The 20,271-nt window shown below is 59.7% G+C and carries 22 protein-coding genes; 20 read left to right on the top strand and 2 right to left on the bottom strand.

Annotated elements, in window-relative coordinates:
* Positions 1-96 precede the first annotated feature (96 nt).
* The 18 genes from PRI8871_RS05875 to dnaJ all read left to right on the top strand — a co-directional run bounded on the left by PRI8871_RS05875 (position 97) and on the right by dnaJ (position 16,662).
* The gene (locus PRI8871_RS05875) at positions 97-1,185 is read left to right on the top strand and encodes a hydrogenase small subunit (RefSeq protein ID WP_108885277.1); all 1,089 of its coding nucleotides are present in this window, start codon (positions 97-99) and stop codon (positions 1,183-1,185) included.
* A 3-nt stretch (positions 1,186-1,188) separates the two neighbouring features.
* Complete coding sequence (locus PRI8871_RS05870) at positions 1,189-2,982, top strand: nickel-dependent hydrogenase large subunit (RefSeq protein WP_108885276.1); 1,794 nt, start codon at positions 1,189-1,191, stop codon at positions 2,980-2,982.
* Between the two features lie 14 nt (positions 2,983-2,996).
* Complete coding sequence (locus PRI8871_RS05865; protein ID WP_108885275.1) at positions 2,997-3,197, top strand: HupE/UreJ family protein; 201 nt, start codon at positions 2,997-2,999, stop codon at positions 3,195-3,197.
* 10 nt (positions 3,198-3,207) lie between these two features.
* Entirely contained in the window at positions 3,208-3,951 is a 744-nt protein-coding gene (gene cybH / locus PRI8871_RS05860) for a Ni/Fe-hydrogenase, b-type cytochrome subunit (protein ID WP_108885274.1), read from the top strand.
* Between the two features lie 281 nt (positions 3,952-4,232).
* Positions 4,233-4,841: a HyaD/HybD family hydrogenase maturation endopeptidase gene (locus tag PRI8871_RS05855; protein WP_108885273.1), complete on the top strand. Its 609-nt coding sequence runs from the start codon at positions 4,233-4,235 to the stop codon at positions 4,839-4,841.
* Positions 4,792-5,163 (top strand): HypC/HybG/HupF family hydrogenase formation chaperone, encoded by a 372-nt coding sequence (locus PRI8871_RS05850; protein ID WP_370741875.1) that lies wholly within the window; start codon positions 4,792-4,794, stop codon positions 5,161-5,163. Before PRI8871_RS05855 ends, PRI8871_RS05850 begins: the two co-directional genes overlap by 50 nt.
* Before the next feature lie 9 nt (positions 5,164-5,172).
* Positions 5,173-5,556, top strand: a complete 384-nt coding sequence (locus PRI8871_RS05845) for a thioredoxin domain-containing protein (RefSeq protein ID WP_108885271.1) — start codon at positions 5,173-5,175, stop codon at positions 5,554-5,556.
* An 18-nt stretch (positions 5,557-5,574) separates the two neighbouring features.
* On the top strand, positions 5,575-6,414 hold the full coding sequence (locus tag PRI8871_RS05840; RefSeq protein ID WP_108885270.1) for a hydrogenase expression/formation protein: 840 nt from the start codon (positions 5,575-5,577) through the stop codon (positions 6,412-6,414).
* Positions 6,411-7,196, top strand: a complete 786-nt coding sequence (gene hybE, locus PRI8871_RS05835; protein WP_108885269.1) for a [NiFe]-hydrogenase assembly chaperone HybE — start codon at positions 6,411-6,413, stop codon at positions 7,194-7,196. Before PRI8871_RS05840 ends, hybE begins: the two co-directional genes overlap by 4 nt.
* The gene (locus PRI8871_RS05830) at positions 7,196-8,068 is read left to right on the top strand and encodes a hydrogenase expression/formation protein HupK (protein ID WP_108885268.1); all 873 of its coding nucleotides are present in this window, start codon (positions 7,196-7,198) and stop codon (positions 8,066-8,068) included. The genes hybE and PRI8871_RS05830 overlap by 1 nt, the downstream gene beginning before the upstream one ends.
* On the top strand, positions 8,061-8,402 hold the full coding sequence (hypA, locus tag PRI8871_RS05825) for a hydrogenase maturation nickel metallochaperone HypA (RefSeq protein ID WP_108885267.1): 342 nt from the start codon (positions 8,061-8,063) through the stop codon (positions 8,400-8,402). The genes PRI8871_RS05830 and hypA overlap by 8 nt, the downstream gene beginning before the upstream one ends.
* Complete coding sequence (hypB, locus tag PRI8871_RS05820; protein ID WP_108885266.1) at positions 8,402-9,262, top strand: hydrogenase nickel incorporation protein HypB; 861 nt, start codon at positions 8,402-8,404, stop codon at positions 9,260-9,262. The genes hypA and hypB overlap by 1 nt, the downstream gene beginning before the upstream one ends.
* Positions 9,263-9,268: 6 nt before the next feature.
* Complete coding sequence (locus tag PRI8871_RS05815) at positions 9,269-10,750, top strand: sigma-54-dependent transcriptional regulator (RefSeq protein WP_108885265.1); 1,482 nt, start codon at positions 9,269-9,271, stop codon at positions 10,748-10,750.
* 2 nt (positions 10,751-10,752) lie between these two features.
* Positions 10,753-11,043, top strand: coding sequence for a HypC/HybG/HupF family hydrogenase formation chaperone (gene hypC / locus PRI8871_RS05810; protein WP_108885264.1), 291 nt, complete (start codon positions 10,753-10,755; stop codon positions 11,041-11,043).
* Entirely contained in the window at positions 11,040-12,182 is a 1,143-nt protein-coding gene (hypD, locus tag PRI8871_RS05805; protein ID WP_108885263.1) for a hydrogenase formation protein HypD, read from the top strand. Before hypC ends, hypD begins: the two co-directional genes overlap by 4 nt.
* Positions 12,183-12,246: 64 nt before the next feature.
* Complete coding sequence (gene hypE / locus PRI8871_RS05800) at positions 12,247-13,269, top strand: hydrogenase expression/formation protein HypE (protein ID WP_108885262.1); 1,023 nt, start codon at positions 12,247-12,249, stop codon at positions 13,267-13,269.
* 242 nt (positions 13,270-13,511) lie between these two features.
* Positions 13,512-15,431 carry a molecular chaperone DnaK gene (dnaK, locus tag PRI8871_RS05795; RefSeq protein ID WP_108885261.1) on the top strand — a complete coding sequence of 640 codons (1,920 nt, stop codon included), beginning with the start codon at positions 13,512-13,514 and terminating at the stop codon, positions 15,429-15,431.
* 79 nt (positions 15,432-15,510) lie between these two features.
* Positions 15,511-16,662, top strand: coding sequence for a molecular chaperone DnaJ (gene dnaJ / locus PRI8871_RS05790; RefSeq protein WP_108885260.1), 1,152 nt, complete (start codon positions 15,511-15,513; stop codon positions 16,660-16,662).
* 31 nt (positions 16,663-16,693) lie between these two features.
* Here the strand turns inward: dnaJ and PRI8871_RS05785 are convergent, their stop codons facing one another.
* Both PRI8871_RS05785 and PRI8871_RS05780 read right to left on the bottom strand, forming a co-directional pair.
* Positions 16,694-17,293 (bottom strand): SH3 domain-containing protein, encoded by a 600-nt coding sequence (locus PRI8871_RS05785; RefSeq protein WP_146188657.1) that lies wholly within the window; start codon positions 17,291-17,293, stop codon positions 16,694-16,696.
* Entirely contained in the window at positions 17,290-18,114 is an 825-nt protein-coding gene (locus tag PRI8871_RS05780; RefSeq protein WP_108885258.1) for an ABC transporter permease, read from the bottom strand. Before PRI8871_RS05780 ends, PRI8871_RS05785 begins: the two co-directional genes overlap by 4 nt.
* A 121-nt stretch (positions 18,115-18,235) precedes the next feature.
* Here PRI8871_RS05780 and cysQ point away from each other — a divergent pair, with 121 nt between their 5' ends.
* Together cysQ and galU are read left to right on the top strand one after the other, a co-directional pair.
* Positions 18,236-19,033, top strand: coding sequence for a 3'(2'),5'-bisphosphate nucleotidase CysQ (gene cysQ, locus PRI8871_RS05775; protein WP_108885257.1), 798 nt, complete (start codon positions 18,236-18,238; stop codon positions 19,031-19,033).
* 297 nt (positions 19,034-19,330) lie between these two features.
* Complete coding sequence (gene galU, locus PRI8871_RS05770) at positions 19,331-20,224, top strand: UTP--glucose-1-phosphate uridylyltransferase GalU (RefSeq protein WP_108885256.1); 894 nt, start codon at positions 19,331-19,333, stop codon at positions 20,222-20,224.
* Positions 20,225-20,271 lie beyond the last annotated feature (47 nt).

The raw sequence follows: 20,271 nt of genomic DNA, 5'->3' as shown, positions 1-20,271 counted from the left end.
TTCCTTGGAACGGCCCCCTCTTCGCATGTGAAATCAGACCAATGCGCGTTCTGTATGCAATCGCATCCAGCCGAATCGTCTTTCACGGGAGGACCAATGAGCCAGATCGAAACCTTTTATGACGTGATGCGTCGGCAGGGGATTACCCGCCGCAGCTTCATGAAATATTGCTCGCTCACGGCGGCGGCGTTGGGCTTGTCGCCCTCGTTCGTGCCGAAGATCGCGCATGCCATGGAAACCAAACCCCGCACGCCGGTGATCTGGGTGCACGGGCTGGAATGCACCTGTTGTTCGGAAAGCTTCATTCGCTCGGCGCATCCGCTGGCGAAAGACGTGGTTCTGTCGATGATCTCGCTGGACTACGACGACACGCTGATGGCGGCCGCAGGGCATCAGGCCGAAGCGGCGCTGGAAGAGACCATCGAGAAGTACAAGGGCAACTACATTCTGGCCGTTGAGGGCAATCCGCCCCTGAACGAAGACGGGATGTTCTGCATCATCGGCGGTAAGCCCTTTGTCGAACAACTGCGCCATGCAGCCGAGCACGCAAAGGCGATCATCAGCTGGGGCGCTTGTGCGTCCTATGGCTGCGTTCAGGCGGCTAAGCCGAACCCAACGCAGGCCACTCCGGTGCACAAAGTCATCACCGACAAGCCGATCATCAAGGTTCCGGGCTGCCCGCCCATCGCCGAGGTTATGACCGGCGTTATCACCTATATGCTGACCTTCGACCGCCTGCCCGAGCTGGACCGTCAGGGCCGCCCCGCGATGTTCTATGGCCAGCGCATCCACGACAAATGCTATCGCCGGCCGCATTTCGACGCCGGTCAGTTTGTCGAAGCATGGGACGATGAAAACGCGCGCAAGGGCTACTGCCTGTACAAGATGGGCTGCAAAGGCCCGACCACGTACAACGCCTGTTCGACCATCCGCTGGAACGAAGGCACCTCGTTCCCGATCCAATCCGGTCACGGCTGTATCGGCTGTTCGGAAGATGGGTTCTGGGATCAGGGCAGTTTCTACAACCGTGTCACCGATCTGACCCAGTTCGGCGTTGAAGCCAACGCGGACAAAGTGGGGATGGCCGCTGCTGGTGTCGTGGGCGCAGGCGTCGCGGCCCATGCCGCCATTAGCGCGCTCAAGGCTGCACAGAAAAAGACCCAATCCCACAAAGAGGAGGCGTAAGCCATGGTCGTACAAACGCCGAACGGCTTTAACCTCGACAACTCGGGCCAGCGTATCGTTGTTGACCCGGTGACCCGTATCGAAGGCCACATGCGCTGCGAAGTGAACGTGGATGAGAACAACATCATCCGCAACGCAGTTTCGACCGGCACCATGTGGCGCGGGTTGGAAGTGATCCTGAAGGGCCGCGATCCGCGTGACGCTTGGGCCTTTACCGAACGGATTTGCGGTGTGTGCACCGGCACCCACGCGCTGACCTCGGTGCGTGCGGTGGAAGACGCGCTGGGGATCACCATTCCCGACAACGCGAACTCGATCCGCAACATGATGCAGTTGAACCTGCAAATCCATGACCACGTTGTGCACTTCTACCACCTGCACGCGCTGGATTGGGTGAACCCGGTCAACGCGCTGCGCGCCGATCCCAAGGCCACCTCGGAACTGCAACAGGCTGTTAGCCCGTCGCACCCGCTGTCGTCGCCGGGCTATTTCCGCGATGTGCAGAACCGCCTGAAGAAGTTCGTGGAATCGGGTCAGCTTGGCCTGTTCAAGAACGGCTACTGGGACAACCCTGCCTATCTGCTGCCGCCCGAGGCAGACCTGATGGCGACCACCCACTACCTTGAAGCGCTGGATCTTCAGAAAGAGATCGTCAAGGTTCACACCATCTTCGGTGGTAAGAACCCGCACCCGAATTGGCTGGTGGGCGGCGTGCCTTGCCCGATCAACGTGCATAGCACCGGGGCCGTTGGCGCGATCAACATGGAGCGCCTGAACCTTGTGTCGTCGATCATCGACAAGTGCATCGAGTTCAACAAGAACGTCTACATTCCCGACGTGAAGGCCATTGGCGGGTTCTACAAGAACTGGCTCTATGGTGGCGGTTTGTCGTCTCAGGCGTGTTTGGCCTATGGCGATATCCCCGAGAACCCGAACGACTTTTCGCCCGAGCAGCTTCACCTGCCGCGCGGCGCGATCATCAACGGCAACCTCAACGAGGTGCACGACGTTGATCCGCGTGATCCTGAACAGGTGCAGGAGTTCGTTGACCACAGCTGGTACAGCTATGGCGAGGCGGGCAAAGGTCTGCACCCGTGGGATGGCGTCACTGAGCCGAAGTATGAGCTTGGGCCGAACGCCAAGGGCACCAAGACCAACATCCAAGAGCTGGATGAAGCCGGCAAGTACTCGTGGATCAAGGCTCCGCGCTGGAAAGGTCACGCGATGGAAGTGGGCCCGCTGGCCCGTTACGTCGTGGGCTATGCCAAGGGTCACGAAGATATCAAGGATCAGGTCGACGGCCTGCTGCGCGATATGAACCTGCCGCTGTCGGCTGTCTTCTCGACGCTGGGCCGCACCGCCGCCCGCGCGCTTGAGTCTGAATACTGTGGCCGTTTGCAGAAGCACTTCTTTGATAAGCTGGTGCAGAACATCAAGAACGGCGACGAAAGCACCGCGAACGTCGAAAAGTGGGATCCCAGCACTTGGCCGAAAGAGGCAAAGGGCGTGGGCATGACAGAAGCGCCGCGTGGCGCCTTGGGCCACTGGATCAAGATCAAGGATGGCCGGATCGAGAACTATCAGTGCGTGGTTCCTACCACGTGGAACGGCTCGCCCCGCGACACCGCCGGCAATATCGGCGCGTTCGAGGCCAGCTTGATGGACACCAAGATGGAGCGCCCCGAGGAGCCCGTGGAAATTCTGCGGACCTTGCACAGCTTCGACCCGTGCTTGGCTTGCTCGACCCACGTCATGTCGCCGGATGGCGAAGAGCTGACCACCGTCAAAGTGCGTTAAGGGAGGACACCAGAATGAAAAAAGCACTTCTTCTTGCCCTGATGCCGGGCGCGGCTTTTGCCCATACCGGCCATGATGCCGCCGTTGTGCATGGGGCCTCGCATTGGCTTATTCAGGCCGATCACCTTCTGGTGGTCGCCGCCCTTGGGGCGCTGGCCTCGATCGGTGTGGGCTATGTTCGTGACGCGCTGAAAGCGCGCCGGGCCAAAGCGTAAGAGGGTCGTCATGTCAGCCACGGAAAACACCGCTGGCCTGCATGACGCCGACGCAACAGATCTGGCGAGCGTCAGCCGCCAGACCAGCGTCTACGTCTATGAGGCCCCGGTGCGCATCTGGCATTGGATCAACGCTTTGGCGATCCTTGTCCTGTGTGTCACCGGCTATTTCATCGGCTCTCCGCTGCCGTCTATGCAGATCGGGGAAGCCACCCACCAGTTCGTGTTCGGATATATCCGCTTTGCCCATTTCGCGGCGGGCTGGATTCTGGCCGTCGGCTTTCTGGGCCGCATCTACTGGGCCATCTTCGGCAACCACCACGCCCGTCAGTTGTTCTTTATTCCGTTCTGGAGCGGCCACTTCTGGCGCGAGTTGTTCTTCGAAGTGCGCTGGTATCTTTTCATCGAGAAAGAGCCGAAGAAATACGTGGGGCATAACCCGCTGGCTCAGATGGCGATGTTCTGCTTCATCACGCTTGGCGTGACCTTCATGATCTTCACGGGCCTTGCGCTGTATTCGGAAGGACTTGGGCAGGACAGCCTGTTGCATAGCCTGTTTGGCTGGGTTCTGACGATCTTTGGCGAGAACTCTCACTACGTTCACACGTATCATCACCTGGGCATGTGGTGGATCATCATCTTTATGATCGTGCACATCTACGTGGCCATCCGCGAAGATATCATGTCGCGCCAGTCCATCGTGTCGACGATGATTTCGGGGCACCGGACCTTCAAGGACGACCGGCCCGATTGATTACGGACCTACCAGAATCGAGCAGCACAGGAAGGCGGGCCAACGGTCCGCCTTTTTGATTTGGTCGGTCGTGTTTCAAAATCATGGATGAATGAAAAGTAACTTTCCAGTTTTCTGTATGTGATGTTTGCCGAAGTTTCGCTAAGCCACTGAGAATACGTTTTATTAAATCCTAACTTCCGAAAGTGCCTTTTTGTATCCTTGGTGCATTGCGCAGGTAAGATCTCAGAACAGAACAAAACCGGTAAGCTGGCAACCAGCCAAACCGTGGGAGGAGAGATATGACAGCCAATGTGCTGATCCTTGGCATCGGAAACGTGCTTTGGGCCGATGAGGGCTTTGGGGTTCGTTGCGTCGAACGCTTGGCCGAAACCCATGCCTTTGGTCCGAATGTGCAATTGCTCGATGGTGGTACGCAGGGGCTTTACTTGCTGCCGTTTCTTGAGGCCGCAGACATTCTGGTCGTCTTTGATGCGGTCGATTACGGGTTGGAGCCCGGAACGCTGAAAATCGTCGAGAATGACGAGGTGCCGCGTTTCATGGGCGCCAAGAAAATGAGCCTGCACCAGACCGGGTTTCAGGACGTCATCGCCACCGCGCAACTGATGGGTTACTGCCCCGAAACGCTGCTGCTGATCGGCTGCCAACCAGAAGAGCTTGAGGATTACGGCGGCAGCCTGCGCGATATCGTGGCCGCCCAGATTGATCCGTCCATTCAGATCGCACTGGAAAAGCTGGAAAGCTGGGGGATCACCGCGACCGCTGGCAAGGGCGACACCAGCCAGATGCCCGACGCCTCGCTGACGTTGGACGCCTACGAAGGCGGCCGCCCCAGCGCCGATGACGCCTGTCGGACAGGCGATGACCGTTTCTTCCCGAAGGCCGGCTGAGATGTGCGTTGGTGTGCCCATGCAAATCCAGTCGGTCGATGGGTTGGCGGCTAAGGCCAGCGATGGCCGGACCGTCGAGTTGATCGACCTGTCGCTGACCGGCCCTGTGCCGGTGGGTGACTGGGTGCTGACCTTTCTTGGCACCGCCCGCGAAGTCATCACCGAAGATCAGGCGCAGAAGATCGGCAACGCCTTGGACGGGCTGCGCTCGCTTATGAACGGTGGCGATCTGGGCGACGCTTTTGCCGATCTCGAAGCGCGCGGCCCGCAACTGCCGCCCCACCTGCAAGCTGCTTTGGACAACGGCCAGACAAAGGCCTGAGGAGGAACAATGTCTCACCCCTTGATTGACCGTTTGACCACCGAATTCGGCTGGCCGGTTCTTGATAACGAAAACGATCTGACCGAGTTCACATCGCGCCCCGGAAACCACGCGCTGTTCGTGCCCGGTGATTTCAACCGTAATCTGGAAAGTGCCGATGTGGCTGTGATCCTGCCTGAACTGCGCATCGCCTTTCAGGGCCAGTTCGACTGTGCTGTCGTGGGCGATGCCATCGAAACATGGCTGCGTGAAGACACCCGCGTTCTGAAAACCCCCAGCCTGATCTTCTACCGCGAAGGGCAGATGATCGGCGGTATCCCCAAGGTGCGGGATTGGGATGACTACATGGCCCGCATTCAACAAATCCTGGCGACGCCCGTCGCCGCCGAATAAGCCCGAAGGAGAGACACGATGGTTGGCAATTTCCACATGCCCCCGATGGGCTATGGCCCCGGTTCGCAACCGCCCGAAGAAGACGGCAGCGAACTGGAGTATCTGCAAATGCCGCAGAATATGCGCGCGTATTCGGCGCATGTCCCATACGTTGAGGTGACTGAGGCGCTCAGCCCCGCGATGAACCTGCTGAAGGACATCGCCGATGCGGCGGCCCATGCGGCCAAAACGGGCGACAACGTGCGCTTTGATCTGAGCAAGCTGGACAAGCCGAACCGCGACTTGATCGCCGAAACGATGGGCGAGGGTGAAGTCTCGGTAAAGATGCACGGCGTGCCTGCGGTTGCAGCGCAAGAAAGTGTGTTTGCCGGGGTTTGGGTGCTGAAAGGCGCGGGGCTGGATGCCGTCGAAGTCGGCAAAATGCCCGAGATGGCCGCGGAACGTGCGTTCCAAGCCCGTCAACCCGCCGCTGGCCCACTGACGCCCAAGAAAATCGGTGTGCTGAATGCGCCGTCTATCGCGGTTGAGCTGATGGACCGTTCGCGGAACTACAAAGACGGCGATGAGGTCCATGTCATCAACCTGAGCCTGCTGCCCCACACCGAAGAAGATCTGGTCTGGCTGGATGAGGCGATGGGCAAAGGCTCGGTCGATATTCTGTCGCGCGGCTATGGAAACTGCCGTGTGACGGCGACAGGGCAGGCGCATGTCTGGCGCGTGCAGTTCTTCAACTCGATGGACACGCTGATCCTTGATACGTTCGAAATCACCGATTTCCCCGAGGTGGTGATTGCCGCCGACGAAGACCTAAGCGACAGCGCGGGCCGCATCCTCGAAGTGTTGGAGGCGATCCGATGAGCTTCGAAGGCTCTTACCTTGGCGCGAATGACCGCATCAGCCCGATGGCGATCATGGAGTGTAAGATATGCTGGACGCCCTACGATCCGGCGGAAGGGGACGACACGCGCTCAATCCTTGAAGGTACGCCGTTCATTGAGCTGCCGCATGATTGGTCCTGCCCGAATTGTTCAGCCCCGAAAGAGCAGTTCATGGTGCTGGAAGATCCCGGTTCGGACCTGCTGCGCGAAGCGGCGTTTTTGAACGAAAAGACCAAGGCGCTGGTATCGGATTTCACCGAAGTCTGGCACGCCAAAATGCGCGATGTGCCCATGGTCAACAAAGTGCTGCACGTGCAGGCCACGGGTTGGCGTATGCACGAAGGTCGCCCGCTCGGTGTGTTGATCAGCCCGTGGTTCATGAATCTCGTGCTGCTTCCGGCTGAGGGCGAGGATTGGTCGGGCCTGACCGCCACCGCGAAAGAGGTGATCGGCTTCCCGTCGGGTGAGTATGAATTCATCCACAACGTCCGCGAGATGACTGGGGGCTATAAGGCCTGTTCGCTGTTCTCGCCGATGGGGGAATTCAAATCGCAGCAGCAGGCCGTTGATGTGGCCAATGCGGTGATGACGGCCTTGTTCAACGAGGAAAACCGCGCGGAGACGGATCGGTCCGCCGATATCCGCGCTGCGCGTGAAGCCGAGGTTGCAGCGGTCGAAGAGGCCGAAGCACAGGCGGAGGCCGATGCAGAGCCCGTTGTTCCAACGCGCCGCCAGATCATCTCGGCAGGGATGGCAGAGTGATGCTTGATCGGGCGGATATCCGGCTTCAGGCCGTTGCGGGGGCCACGCCCCCTGTTGCGCGGCTTGTGCTTGGCCGCCCGGTCGAAGAGGTTGCGGCGATCATTCCCCGCATATTCAACCTGTGCCCGATGGCACAGACTTTGGCGATCAAAGCTGCCGCTGGTTGGGCGATTACGCCCACGGATAAGCAAGCCCTTCGGGCCGAGATTTGCCGTGAACATGCCTTGCGCCTAGCGGTCATCCTGCCGTCGCGCCTTGGCGCCCCGCGCTTGGTTCTGCCGCAGGATGCGGCGGAACAGCGTTGGGCCTTGTTCGGGCAGGATCGGTTCCCCGTTGACGGGTTTGACGGTTTCCTTGAGTCCGGTGTGGGGATCGCGCCGCTACTGCTGGCCCTGCGGTCGCGGTTTGCGCCGTTTGAGGCCAGCATCCCCGCGCTGCCCTTGCCCGATGATGAGACTGCATTTCAGCCGCTGGCTTTGGAAAACACGGTCGCCGCACGGCATCTGGATCACCCGCTGATGCGCGCGATTGAGGCTGAGTATGGCCGTGGGCCGCTGTGGCGGGTCGTGGCAAAAGCGCTGGATTACGATGCGTTTTCGCACGGGTCAGAGCCTGAGATTGCCACCCCCGAAAAGGGCCGCGCGATTGTTCCTGCTGCCCGTGGCCGCTATGCACTGGCAATGCAGGTGCAGGGCGGCGTCGTGACGGCGTTCCAGCGGGTGACGCCCACCGATCACCTGATGGCCGACCAAGGTGTCATGGCGCAGGCGCTTGCGTCCTTGCCGCGGGTTAAGCACGATGAAGCTCCGTTGCTGGTCGATATTCTTGACCCGTGCAGCCCCGTAACGATCAAGGAGGCGGATCATGCATGAAATGTCGCTTTGCGAAGGCATCCGCACCGTGATCGAGGACAGCGCCCGCGCCAATGGATTTACCAAAGTGCGCAGTATTCGGGTCGAAATCGGCAAATTCGCAGGGGTCGAAAAGCCCGCGCTTGAGTTTGCCTTTGACGTGGTGATGCGCGGCAGCGTGGCCGAAGGCGCGCGGCTGGAAATGATCGACTTACCGGGAAAGGCGCTTTGCTACGATTGCGTCGAGGAAGTCGAGATTGAAACCCGGCTTTCGCCCTGCCCGAAGTGTGGCGGCGGCAAGCTGATGCCCAATGGGGGCGATGAAATGCGGATCAAGGATTTGGAGGTCGTCTGATGTGTACGGTATGCGGATGTGGAACGGGCAGCGTTGAAAGGCATGCACACGGTCATTCTCATGACCACGCGCACGATCATAGCCACGGTCATTCCCATGATCATCACGGGCACCACCATCACCACCACCACGGGGATATCCACTTTGGCCATGGCCCTGCCGGGGTTGAGGTGCCGGGGATGTCGCAAGAACGCCTGATTGAGATTGAGACGGATATCCTTGCCAAGAATGACCGCTACGCGGACGCCAACCGCGCCGTTCTGACAGGGCTTGAGACCTTTGCGATTAACCTTGTGTCCTCTCCGGGTTCGGGCAAAACGACCCTGCTGTGCAAAACGATCGAGGCGCTGGGCGATCAGCCTTTGGCCGTGATCGAGGGCGACCAGCAAACCGCCAATGATGCCGACCGCATCCGCGCCACGGGGGCCGCCGCCATTCAGGTCAACACCGGCAAGGGCTGCCACTTGGACGGCCACATGGTTGGCCACGCGATGGAACATCTGAGCCTTGAGAAAGGTTCGATGCTGTTCATCGAGAACGTCGGCAATCTGGTGTGTCCGGCCGGCTTTGATCTGGGTGAGGATTGCAAGGTCGCAATCTTGTCGGTCACTGAGGGCGAAGATAAGCCGCTTAAGTACCCCGACATGTTTACCGCCTCGCGTCTTGCGCTGCTGAACAAGGTTGATCTGGCGCCCTATTGCGACGTGGATCTGGACCTCTACGAAGAAAACCTGCGCCGCGTGAATCCGGGGATCGAGATTATCCGCGTCTCGGCCCGCACGGGCGAGGGGATGGAGCAATGGCTCGGCTGGCTGCGCACCAATCTGGCCAGCAAAGCCCAAAGCGCGGCGGCGGAGTAAAGACCGATGACAGACGCCCTGCCCACCGTTCTTCTGGTTGACGACGAAGAGCATTCGCTGGCCGCAATGCGCATGGCGCTTGAGGACGATTTCGAGTGCCTGACCGCCACCAATGCCGCCGATGCCGTGCGGATGATGGAAGAACAGTTCGTGCAGGTGATCTTTTGCGATCAGCGGATGCCGGGGCGAACCGGGGTCGAGTTTCTGACCGAGGTTCGCGACCGCTGGCCCGAAACCGTTCGGATCATTGTCACCGGCTATACCGAAACGAATGACATGATCTCGGCGATCAACGAGGCGGGGATTTACCAGTTCCTGACCAAGCCTTGGCACCCCGATCAACTGGTCATGACCGCCAAGAACGCGACCGATCTATTTCGCCTGAACCGCGAACATGAGCGGATGTCGCTGGAAATGCGCTATCTGTCGCGGCGGGTGGAATCCAAGCTTGAGGATCAGCGCAAAGCCCTGCGCGAAGGGTTGGGCTTCGAAAAGGTTCTGCGTGCACCGAATTCGCCGATGAACGCAGTGATCGCCCAAGCCCGTCAATTCGCCAGCTTTCATGTCACCGTTCTGATTACGGGCGAACAGGGCACGGGCAAAACGGCACTTGCGCGGGCGATGCACTATTCGTCGCTCCGCTCGGACCGCCCGTTCCACGAAATCAACTGCGTCGGTGTGGATGACGACATTCTGGAAATGGAGCTGTTCGGCGTTCGGCGCGGGGCGGTGCCGGGGTTGCAGTCGAACAAACCCGGATTGCTGCAAAAGGCCGATCGCGGAACGCTGTTCATCAACGGTATTGCGGACCTTAGCCCGCGGATGCAACTGGCCCTGCTGCGCGCCGCGACTGAGGGCGCGTTCCGCCCCGTTGGCGGGCATGAGATGATGCGCTCAGACGTGCGGATCATCGCCGGATCAAGCCGCGATCTGCGCGCGGATGTCGAGGCGGGACGCTTCCGCTCGGATCTGTATTACGCGCTGGCCAAGGCAACGCTGGCCGTTCCGCCGCTGCGGGCGCGCAAAGGTGATCTGCCGGTCCTTGCGCAGAACCTGCTGTTCGATGCGGCGGCGGCCCATGGCAAACCGGTGCATGGTTTGTCAGAAGACGCGGTTCGCTTCCTCGAAAACCACGACTGGCCGGGCAATCTGCGCGAGTTAGAGAACGAAATGGTGCGAATGCTGGTCTTTTCGCAAGACGCGATCTTGGGGCCGGAACTGATCAGCCGCCAGATCCTGCAAGCCGCGCCGGGGCCGGATGGGGCCGACACTTCGGTCGATCTGGTGCTGACCGCCGAAGGCACGCTGAAAGACCGGATCGAACTGATCGAGATGCGGATTCTGCGCGAAACCCTGACCCGTTTGAAGTGGAACAAAAGCCGTGCTGCCGCCGAGCTTGGCCTGAGCCGCGTTGGCCTGCGCGCCAAAATTGACCGCTACGGTATTGTCGAACCCGGCAAGACCGAGGCGATGGAGGAGGAGGACTAACCATGTGTCTAGGAATTCCCGGCCAGATCGTGGCCGTGACCGATGCAGCCCGCATGATGGCTATGGCCGATGTCTCGGGCGTGCGCCGAGAGGTCAACGTGGCCCCCATTGCGACGGGTCCGATTGAGGATGTGGTGGGCCAGTGGGCTTTGATCCATGTCGGCTTTGCGATGGCGGTGATTGATGAGGACGAGGCCGCCAAAACGCTTGAGGCGCTGCGCGGCCTTGGCGAGGCGCAAGAAACGCTAGAGGCGATGGCCGCAGGCGATGCCGCCTTGGAGGGGACGCAATGAAATACGCAGACGAATTCCGCGACCCGAAAGCCGCCAAGGCCCTTTTGGCCAAGATTGGCGCCGTGGTCGATCAGATCGGCGCGACGGCGGAAAAGCCCGTCCACATCATGGAGATTTGCGGCGGTCACACCCACGCGATTTTCCGCTATGGCCTTGATAAGCTGACGCCCGCAGGGATCGAGTTTATCCACGGCCCCGGTTGCCCCGTTTGCGTGTTGCCAATGGCACGGGTGGATGAATGTGTGCAAATCGCCGAACGGCCCGAGGTGATCTTTACCACCTTCGGCGACGCCATGCGCGTGCCGGGCACCCGCAAAAGCCTGATGCAAGCCAAGGCCGATGGCGCGGATATCCGCATGGTTTATTCGCCGCTTGATGCGCTGGAGCTGGCCCGCCGCAATCCCGACCGCGAGGTTGTGTTCTTTGGCCTTGGGTTTGAGACGACAACGCCCTCAACCGCGTTTTCGATCCAGCAGGCGGCGCGCGAAGGGCTGACGAATTTCAGCGTCTTCTGCAATCACATCACCGTGCCGCCTCCTATCAAGGCGCTGCTGGATGATCCGCATATGGTGCTGGACGGGTTTGTTGGCCCCGGTCACGTCAGCATGGTGATCGGCGTGCATCCCTATGACTTCATCCCGCGCGACTACGGCAAGCCGATCATTGTAGCCGGGTTTGAACCGCTAGACCTGCTGCAATCGGTGTTGATGGTGCTGGAGCAGATCCGCGATGGACGCGCTGAGGTGGAAAACCAATATGCCCGCGTGGTGCCGGAACATGGCAACCCTGCGTCAATCGCCGCGATTGCCGATGTTTACGAGCCGCGCCCCAGCTTTGAATGGCGCGGATTGGGCGAGATCGAGGAGAGCGGCCTGCGCATTCGTCCGGCCTATGCCGCCTATGACGCCGAAGAGAAGTTCGGCATCGGTTATGCTGCTGGACCCCGCGTGGTCGAGGAAATCGAGGGCTGCGAATGCGGCGCGGTGATGACGGGTCGGATGAAGCCCGTGCACTGCCCGCAGTTCGGTAAGGGTTGTACGCCTGAAATGCCGCTTGGGGCGTTGATGGTCAGTTCCGAAGGGGCCTGCGCGGCCTATTACCAATACGGCGGCGCCCGCGCGGTCGAACCGGCGGAATAGGGGGCTTTGCCCCCATCGCCCGCAGGGCGATTCCCCCGAGTATTTATGAGAAAGATGAAGACAAATGGCGCTGCGGGATGAACGTGTGACGCTGGCCCATGGCGGCGGCGGTAAGGCAATGCGGGACTTGATCGAAGAGGTGTTTACCTCGGTGTTTCAGCCCGATGGGATGGAAGATCAGGCGCGGCTTGTGTCGGAGGCGCTGCAACAGCCGGGCGCAAGGCTGGCGATGACGACGGACAGTTTCGTTGTGGATCCGGTGGAGTTTCCCGGCGGCGATATCGGCAAGATCGCCGTTTGTGGCACGGTCAATGACCTGGCCGTGGGAGGCGCGCGGCCGCTTTGGTTATCGGCGGCGTTCATCATCGAAGAAGGAACCGAGATCGCGCTATTGCGCCGGATTGTGGCGTCGATGAAGGCAGAGGCTGTGGCGGCGGGCGTTCGCATTGTCACCGGCGACACCAAGGTTGTTGGCCGCGGCAGCGCCGACAAGGTGTTTGTCACCACCGCAGGCGTTGGGGTGATCCCGCCGGGGCGCGATCTGATGGCGGGGCATGTGCGGCCCGGTGATGTGGCGATTGTGAACGGTGTTCTGGGCGATCACGGCGCGGCGATTATGGCGGCACGTGGGGATATGGCGCTGTCGGCGGAAATCCCGTCCGATTGTCAGGGGCTTGGCCATTTGATGGAGGCGGTTCTGGCCGCTTGTCCGAATGTCCGGGCCGCCCGCGATGCGACGCGTGGCGGCGTGGCCAGTGCGCTCAATGAGATTGCCGAGGCCGCAGGTTGCGGCATCGAGATCGAAGAAACCGCCTTGCCGTTGCGCACTGAAGTCAAAGGCATGTGTGAAATCCTCGGCCTTGATCCGCTTTATCTGGCGAATGAGGGCACATTGGTTTTGTTCGTGCCCGAGGCCGAGGCCGAGGCTGCCCTTGCCGCCATGCGCAGCGTGAAGGCCGGGCAAGGCGCGACGATCATTGGCAAAGCGACGGGCGGGCAGGCGGGCCGCGTGACCATGCGCACCCTGTTCGGCGGGGCGCGGATTGTCGATATGTTGGTGGGCGAGCAATTGCCGAGGATCTGCTAGGCGCATCGCTATTCGAAAATCGGGCCTGCCCAGATGGCCCGCGAAAGCGGCAAACACGGGCAAAAACCGACGATTTTCCAGATTCACTGCGGCACGAATGCTTGCAGGGCCAAAATGACCTCCTTATATACGCTTCGAACGCGCGGCTGGGACGCCATCCCGCTGCGTATCAAAGCCGGGGCGGGATGCCGAAACGGGTCCGCGTCTCGGGTCATCGCCTTGTTATATGAAGGGATCGAAACATGGCAAAAGTGATTGGTATCGACCTCGGCACCACCAACAGCTGTGTCGCCATTATGGATGGTTCGCAGCCGCGTGTGATCGAGAACTCGGAAGGCGCACGTACCACGCCTTCGATTGTCGCGTTCACCGACGATGAGCGCCTTGTGGGTCAGCCGGCCAAGCGTCAGGCCGTGACCAACCCCGACAACACCGTATTCGGTGTGAAGCGCCTGATTGGCCGTCGTATCGACGACGAGCATCTGGCCAAAGATATGAAAAACCTGCCGTACAACGTGATCAACGGCGGCAATGGCGACGCATGGGTCGAAGCCAAGGGTGACAAATACAGCCCGTCGCAGATCTCGGCTTTCATTCTGCAAAAGATGAAAGAAACCGCTGAGTCCTATCTGGGCGAAGACGTGACGCAGGCCGTTATCACCGTTCCGGCATACTTCAACGACGCCCAGCGTCAGGCCACCAAAGACGCTGGCAAAATCGCCGGTCTGGAAGTGCTGCGCATCATCAACGAGCCGACTGCGGCTGCGTTGGCCTATGGTCTGGACAAGAAAGAATCGCGCACCATCGCGGTCTATGACCTTGGCGGCGGCACCTTCGACGTGACCATTTTGGAAATCGACGACGGCCTGTTCGAAGTGAAGTCGACCAACGGCGACACCTTCCTGGGCGGCGAAGACTTTGACATGCGCATCGTCAACTACCTGGCGGATGAGTTCAAAAAAGAACATTCGGTCGACCTGCGCGGCGACAAGATGGCGCTTCAGCGTCTGAAAGAAGCTGCTGAAAAAGCGAAGATCGAACTGTCGTCCTCGAGCCAGACCGAAATCAACCAGCCGTTCATCTCGATGGGGTCGAACGGTCAGCCGCTGCACATGGTCATGAAACTGACCCGTGCCAAGCTGGAATCGCTGGTTGGCGATCTGATCAAAGGCTCGATGAAGCCTTGCGCCGCTGCGTTGAAAGACGCGGGCCTGTCGACCTCGGACATTGACGAAGTCGTTCTGGTTGGCGGTATGACCCGTATGCCGAAGGTCATTGAAGAAGTGACCAAATTCTTCGGCAAAGAGCCGCACAAGGGTGTGAACCCGGACGAAGTGGTTGCCATGGGCGCCGCAATTCAGGCCGGTGTTCTGCAAGGCGACGTGAAAGACGTTGTTCTGCTGGACGTCACGCCGCTGTCGCTGGGCATCGAAACGCTGGGTGGCGTGTTCACCCGTCTGATCGACCGCAACACAACGATCCCGACGAAGAAAAGCCAGGTCTTCTCGACCGCCGAAGATCATCAGAGTGCTGTGACCATCCGCGTGTTCCAAGGTGAACGCGAAATGGCTGCCGACAACAAGATGCTTGGCCAGTTCAACCTGGAAGACATCCCGCCGGCACCGCGCGGCATGCCGCAGATCGAAGTGACCTTCGACATCGACGCCAACGGCATCGTTTCGGTTTCGGCCAAAGACAAGGGCACCAACAAAGAGCAGCGGATCACGATCCAAGCCTCTGGTGGTCTGTCGGATGACGACATCGAAAAGATGGTCAAGGAAGCCGAAGAAAACGCCGAATCCGACAAGGCCCGTAAGGACCTGGTCGAAGCCCGCAACCAGGCGGAAAGCCTGATCCACTCGACCGAGAAGTCGATCGAAGAGCATGGCGACAAGGTTGACCCGTCGACCATCGAAGCGATCGAACTGGCGCTGGCCGCGCTCAAGGACGACCTTGAGAAGGACAATGCCACCGCCGAGAAAATCAAGTCGGGCATCCAGAACGTGACCGAAGTGGCCATGCGTCTGGGCGAAGCGATCTACAAGGCGCAAGCCGAAGAGGGTGATGACGAACCTGCGGCCGCAGACTCGGCAGAACGTGACAGCGATGACGATATCGTTGACGCGGACTTCGAAGATCTGGGCGACAACAAGCGTTCGTAAGTGCCACCCAGCGGAACCTTTGGGGGCCGGTCCGATCACCGGGCCGGCCTCCTGCGTTCCGGGAGCAAGGAGGGCTTAGATGTCCAAACGTGACTATTATGAGCTGCTCGGCATTCAGAAGGGCGCTTCGGCGGACGAGATCAAAAAGGCCTATCGCAAGAAGGCCAAGGAACTGCACCCCGACCGAAACGCCAGCAACCCCGACGCCGAAGATCAGTTCAAAGCTGTGAATGAGGCCTACGAGGTTCTGAAAGATGCCGACAAGAAAGCAGCCTATGACCGCTATGGTCATGCGGCCTTCGAAGGCGGCATGGGCGGTGGCGGCGGTCGTCCCGGTGGCCATCCGGGGCAGGGCGATTTCGCCAGCGCATTTTCCGATGTGTTCGACGATTTGTTCGGCGATTTCATGGGCGGTCAGCGGGGCGGCGGTGGCCGTCAGCGCGCGACCCGCGGATCGGACCTGCGATTTAACCTGCGGCTGACCTTGGAAGAGGCGTTCTCGGGCCTGCAAAAGACCATCTCGGTGCCGACGGCAACGCAGTGCGGGTCGTGCAAAGGATCGGGTGCTGAAGGTGGCGCGGAACCTGTGACCTGTCCGACTTGTTCGGGCATGGGCAAGGTACGTGCGCAGCAAGGCTTCTTTACCGTTGAACGGACCTGCCCGACCTGTTCGGGGCTGGGCCAGATCATCAAGAACCCCTGCGGCAAATGTGGCGGCACAGGCCGGGAACAGAAGGATCGCGCTCTTTCGGTCAACATCCCCAAGGGGGTGGAAACCGGCACGCGCATTCGTCTGGCTGGCGAGGGTGAGGCCGGGCTGCGCGGGGGGCCTCCGGGGGATCTGTATATCTTCGTGGAAGTCACCAAGCATGATTTGTTTGAGCGGGACAGCACCAACCTGTTTTGCCGTGTCCCGGTCAGCATGACTGCAGCGGCTTTGGGCGGTGATATTGAAGTGCCGACCATTGATGGCGGTCGCAGCCGGGTGAAAATCCCGTCGGGCAGCCAATCGGGCCGCCAAATGCGATTGCGCGGCAAGGGCATGCCCGCCCTGCGCGGCAGTGGGCTTGGCGATATGTTCATCGAACTGGCGGTCGAAACGCCGGTCAACCTGACCTCGCGCCAGAAAGAGCTGCTGAAAGAGTTCGAAGAGCTGAGCGAAGACAACAACCCCGAAAGCAAGTCCTTCTTTTCCTCTGTGAAAAGCTTCTGGGACAGCATGAAGGGTTAACAGATTAGGCCGCGCATCCAGCGCGGCCTTTTCATTTTAGTGAACAGCACCCGGTATAGGGTACGATGCTGCCCTGGCCCGTGTCGATCACGTCGATGTCATAGCCATAAAGCCGGTCGGACATGCCGTCGCTACAGGCCTGAACCTTGCGGACAGCGGCAACCAACCGTACCCCCGCGCCTTCGGCCAGCATGGCAAACCGATCGGACCGGCCCGAAGCCGGGGCGATATGGACCAGCGACAGGCGCAGCGGATCCAGCCCCATAAAGGTCATTTTCACGTCAGATCCGGATAGGTCCATGGACCAAAACGGCTCCGTCCCAAAGCGGGTCAGTTGCGAGGGAATCCCGCCCGGTGCAGGCACTTGCGCCAGATAGCGCATCGAGACCCATCCCGCCTGACCATCCAGATTGATGCGGCCCCATTTGCCATTGTTCGACAGGGCCGTCACTTCGACCGTTTTGGCATCATGCGCCAGCGTGCCGATCTTATCCGCGCTGCCTTTGGGCGACACGCGCACGTTCAACGCATCGTCCATCGCCACGCCCGCCACATCAAACAGGCCGGGCACCGATTGCGCCTGCGCAAGCCCGGTCCAAGTTAGCAGAAGGACAAGCGCAAGTCGGATCAACGGCGCGCACTCCACGATGCTGAGGCATGTTTGCGGGTGTAGAATTCACCCATCAAGCCGATGGTAAACAGCACGACCCCAAGGATCAACGGATATGCGATGGTGCTGTTGTGCGGGGTATAGTTGATAAAGGCGAAGCCGCGGGCCTGATCGATGGTGTGGAACAGCGGGTTCCAATCGAACATCACCAGCATGAAACCCGGCAGAGTGTTGGCCACGAACATCTTGCCTGACGCGATCATATTGGCACGTTGGTAAATCGTGGTTGCAATGCCAACCGCCGTGGGAAACCAAGGCTTTAGCGCCAAGAACACCATGCCGACGGCCGCACCGGTGAACCATGCCAGCAGCAGCATCGCCATGCACCCGGCGGCGTCATAAATCTCAAACGGTTGCCATGCGGTGTAGTACAGGAACAAGATCGTAAACATCGAAATCACCTGCACATACAGCGAAGACAGCATCGCGGCGGCAATAGCGATGGCGGTGGTCATCGGCGCGTGCTGCATCATCGGGCTGGCGGGCCCTTCGGACCCAACGACCGACCCCATGGTTTTCACATGGGTCATGAACAGGAACACGCCGGACATAATGTAGAGTAGGTAATCACCCCGAATGGCGGAACTGCGCATGCCGGGAATAACCGAAAACATCAGGAAGAACGCCAGAACGAAGGTGGCGGCCTGCACCATGTTCATCAGGATCGACATCACCGCGTTGTTGTGCGTTTTGCGCACGGTCCGCACCGCGTTGTGGTAGATCAGTTCGGCAATGACGATGGCCGAGTCGAGCCGAGATTTTGGGGCGGTCTGCTGAAACATCGTGTGCCTGACTGCGTTGCGACGGCCTGCCTGTGCTTGCCGATCGGAATGGTTCGGATCATAAGGTTGCCGAGATTGATATTCAATGAATCCGGCAATGGCTGGGCAAAGGAGTGACCTTTTGAATTACGAAGCCCTTACCACCGTGATCCGCCGTTTGGCGCTGGAAGCTGGCGACAAGATCATGGAAATCTACAATTCTGACGATTTTGCCGTAAAGACCAAGTCCGACAACAGCCCCGTGACCGAAGCAGACGAAGCGGCGGATGCGTTGATCTCGGCCGGGCTTCGCGCGGCGTTCCCGGATATCGCGCTGGTCACTGAAGAACAGTCCGACAGCCACGACATCACCGCCAAGACGTTCTTGATCGTTGATCCGCTGGACGGCACCAAGGAATTCGTGAACCGCCGTGGCGATTTTACCGTGAACATTGCGCTGGTCGAGGACGGCGTGCCGACGCGCGGCGTGGTCTATGCCCCGGCACGCGAACGGATGTTCTTTACGCTGGCCGATGGATCGACGGTTGAAGAAGACGGCCCCTTTGCCAAAGACGCCCCCGGCAACCTGCGCAAGATCTCGGTCGCGGATAGTGACAATGGCGCCCTGATGGTTGTCGCGTCGAAATCGCACCGCGATCAGGCGACCGATGATTACATCAACAAATACGCGGTCAAGGATTCCAAAAGCGCGGGATCGTCGCTCAAATTCTGTCTTGTTGCCACGGGCGAAGCGGACATCTATCCGCGACTTGGCCGCACGATGGAATGGGACACCGCCGCAGGTCACGCCGTTCTGGCAGGTGCAGGCGGCCAGGTCGTTCGTTTCGACGATCATACGCCGCTGGCCTATGGCAAAGAGGGTTTTGCGAATCCGTTCTTCATTGCCTATGCCCCTGCCGTGGAATTGAAGCGCGGTTGAAGGCCGCATTGTTTCAAAGGCGTCCCTGAGAATGCGCAGGTTTCGCGAAACACTTGCTCAAATCGCGCCGGAATGCGAAGCTATCGGCGCAGGGCAAAGCAGATGTATGTTTTGCCCATTATTGCAGCGGGAACGGCGAAGTTGATTAATATTCCATCACAACCACGCTGCGACACAACGCTGAATTGGAAACTGCCTAATCATTGGTCAACATCTTCCCCCGAGGCTGGAACACTTCTGGCAATTCCATGGTTCGCCTAAGGCAGCCCTCGGACAAACGTTTTTAAGGAGTATTGAATGCGCAAGAAGGTCACCAAAGCGATTTTCCCTGTAGCCGGGATGGGAACACGTTTCCTGCCCGCAACCAAATCGGTGCCGAAGGAAATCATGACGCTGGTGGACCGTCCGCTGGTCCAATACGCAATCGACGAAGCCCGTGCTGCGGGCATCAAAGAATTCATTTTCGTCACCTCGCGCGGCAAAGGTGCATTGGAAGATTACTTCGATCACTCCCCCCAGCTTGAACAGGAGCTGCGCAAGAAGGGTAAGGATGATCTGTTGGAGGTGCTGAAAAGCACCAACATGGACAGCGGCGCGATTGCCTATGTCCGCCAGCACAAGGCGCTTGGCTTGGGTCACGCGGTCTGGTGTGCCCGCCGCCTGATTGGGAACGAACCGGTCGCGGTTATGCTGCCCGATGACGTAATCGCCGCCGATGTGCCCTGTCTGAAACAGATGGTTGAGGCGTATCAGGAAACCGGTGGTAACGTGGTTGCCGCGATGGAAGTCCCGGCCGAAAAAACCTCGTCCTATGGCGTGCTGGATATCAAGAACGACATGGGCTCGATCGTTGAGGTTCAGGGCATGGTTGAAAAGCCCGCCGCTGGCACCGCGCCTTCGAACCTTGCAGTCATTGGCCGTTATATCCTGACGCCCAACGTGCTGAACAATCTGAACAAGATGAAGCAGGGCGCAGGCGGTGAAATCCAACTGACCGACGCTATCGCCGATGAGATCGGCGGCGAACATGGCGTCTATGGCTTCCGCTTCCGCGGTCAGCGGTTTGACTGTGGATCCAAGGCCGGATTCTTGCAAGCGACCGTCGCCTTTGCCTTGGCGCGGGATGACCTGAAGGACGAACTGTCCGGTTATCTGCGTGAAATCGTGGCGATGGAGCAGGCGGCCCAGTAACGGGATTCCCTAACCGGCGAAATCTGTATAGCCTCATTGCCTGACGG

The organism is Pseudoprimorskyibacter insulae (assembly GCF_900302505.1).
In the GTDB taxonomy this organism is placed as follows: Bacteria; Pseudomonadota; Alphaproteobacteria; order Rhodobacterales; family Rhodobacteraceae; genus Pseudoprimorskyibacter; species Pseudoprimorskyibacter insulae.
The sequence above is the reverse complement of the archived record's forward strand: the minus strand, read 5'-3'. Positions and strand labels throughout refer to the sequence as shown.

Excerpts from the sequence above, each read along its gene's own strand:
- PRI8871_RS05870 (WP_108885276.1), top strand. The coding sequence starts at position 1,189 with ATGGTCGTACAAACGCCGAACGGCTTTAACCTCGACAACTCGGGCCAG.
- hypA (WP_108885267.1), top strand. The coding sequence starts at position 8,061 with ATGCATGAAATGTCGCTTTGCGAAGGCATCCGCACCGTGATCGAGGAC.
- hypE (WP_108885262.1), top strand. The coding sequence starts at position 12,247 with ATGGCGCTGCGGGATGAACGTGTGACGCTGGCCCATGGCGGCGGCGGT.
- hypC (WP_108885264.1), top strand. The coding sequence starts at position 10,753 with ATGTGTCTAGGAATTCCCGGCCAGATCGTGGCCGTGACCGATGCAGCC.
- hypB (WP_108885266.1), top strand. The coding sequence starts at position 8,402 with ATGTGTACGGTATGCGGATGTGGAACGGGCAGCGTTGAAAGGCATGCA.
- PRI8871_RS05850 (WP_370741875.1), top strand. The coding sequence starts at position 4,792 with ATGACGCCTGTCGGACAGGCGATGACCGTTTCTTCCCGAAGGCCGGCT.
- PRI8871_RS05855 (WP_108885273.1), top strand. The coding sequence starts at position 4,233 with ATGACAGCCAATGTGCTGATCCTTGGCATCGGAAACGTGCTTTGGGCC.
- galU (WP_108885256.1), top strand. The coding sequence starts at position 19,331 with ATGCGCAAGAAGGTCACCAAAGCGATTTTCCCTGTAGCCGGGATGGGA.
- PRI8871_RS05780 (WP_108885258.1), bottom strand. The coding sequence starts at position 18,114 with ATGTTTCAGCAGACCGCCCCAAAATCTCGGCTCGACTCGGCCATCGTC.
- dnaK (WP_108885261.1), top strand. The coding sequence starts at position 13,512 with ATGGCAAAAGTGATTGGTATCGACCTCGGCACCACCAACAGCTGTGTC.
- PRI8871_RS05875 (WP_108885277.1), top strand. The coding sequence starts at position 97 with ATGAGCCAGATCGAAACCTTTTATGACGTGATGCGTCGGCAGGGGATT.
- cybH (WP_108885274.1), top strand. The coding sequence starts at position 3,208 with ATGTCAGCCACGGAAAACACCGCTGGCCTGCATGACGCCGACGCAACA.
- hybE (WP_108885269.1), top strand. The coding sequence starts at position 6,411 with ATGAGCTTCGAAGGCTCTTACCTTGGCGCGAATGACCGCATCAGCCCG.
- hypD (WP_108885263.1), top strand. The coding sequence starts at position 11,040 with ATGAAATACGCAGACGAATTCCGCGACCCGAAAGCCGCCAAGGCCCTT.
- PRI8871_RS05845 (WP_108885271.1), top strand. The coding sequence starts at position 5,173 with ATGTCTCACCCCTTGATTGACCGTTTGACCACCGAATTCGGCTGGCCG.
- PRI8871_RS05815 (WP_108885265.1), top strand. The coding sequence starts at position 9,269 with ATGACAGACGCCCTGCCCACCGTTCTTCTGGTTGACGACGAAGAGCAT.
- PRI8871_RS05840 (WP_108885270.1), top strand. The coding sequence starts at position 5,575 with ATGGTTGGCAATTTCCACATGCCCCCGATGGGCTATGGCCCCGGTTCG.
- PRI8871_RS05865 (WP_108885275.1), top strand. The coding sequence starts at position 2,997 with ATGAAAAAAGCACTTCTTCTTGCCCTGATGCCGGGCGCGGCTTTTGCC.
- PRI8871_RS05830 (WP_108885268.1), top strand. The coding sequence starts at position 7,196 with ATGCTTGATCGGGCGGATATCCGGCTTCAGGCCGTTGCGGGGGCCACG.
- dnaJ (WP_108885260.1), top strand. The coding sequence starts at position 15,511 with ATGTCCAAACGTGACTATTATGAGCTGCTCGGCATTCAGAAGGGCGCT.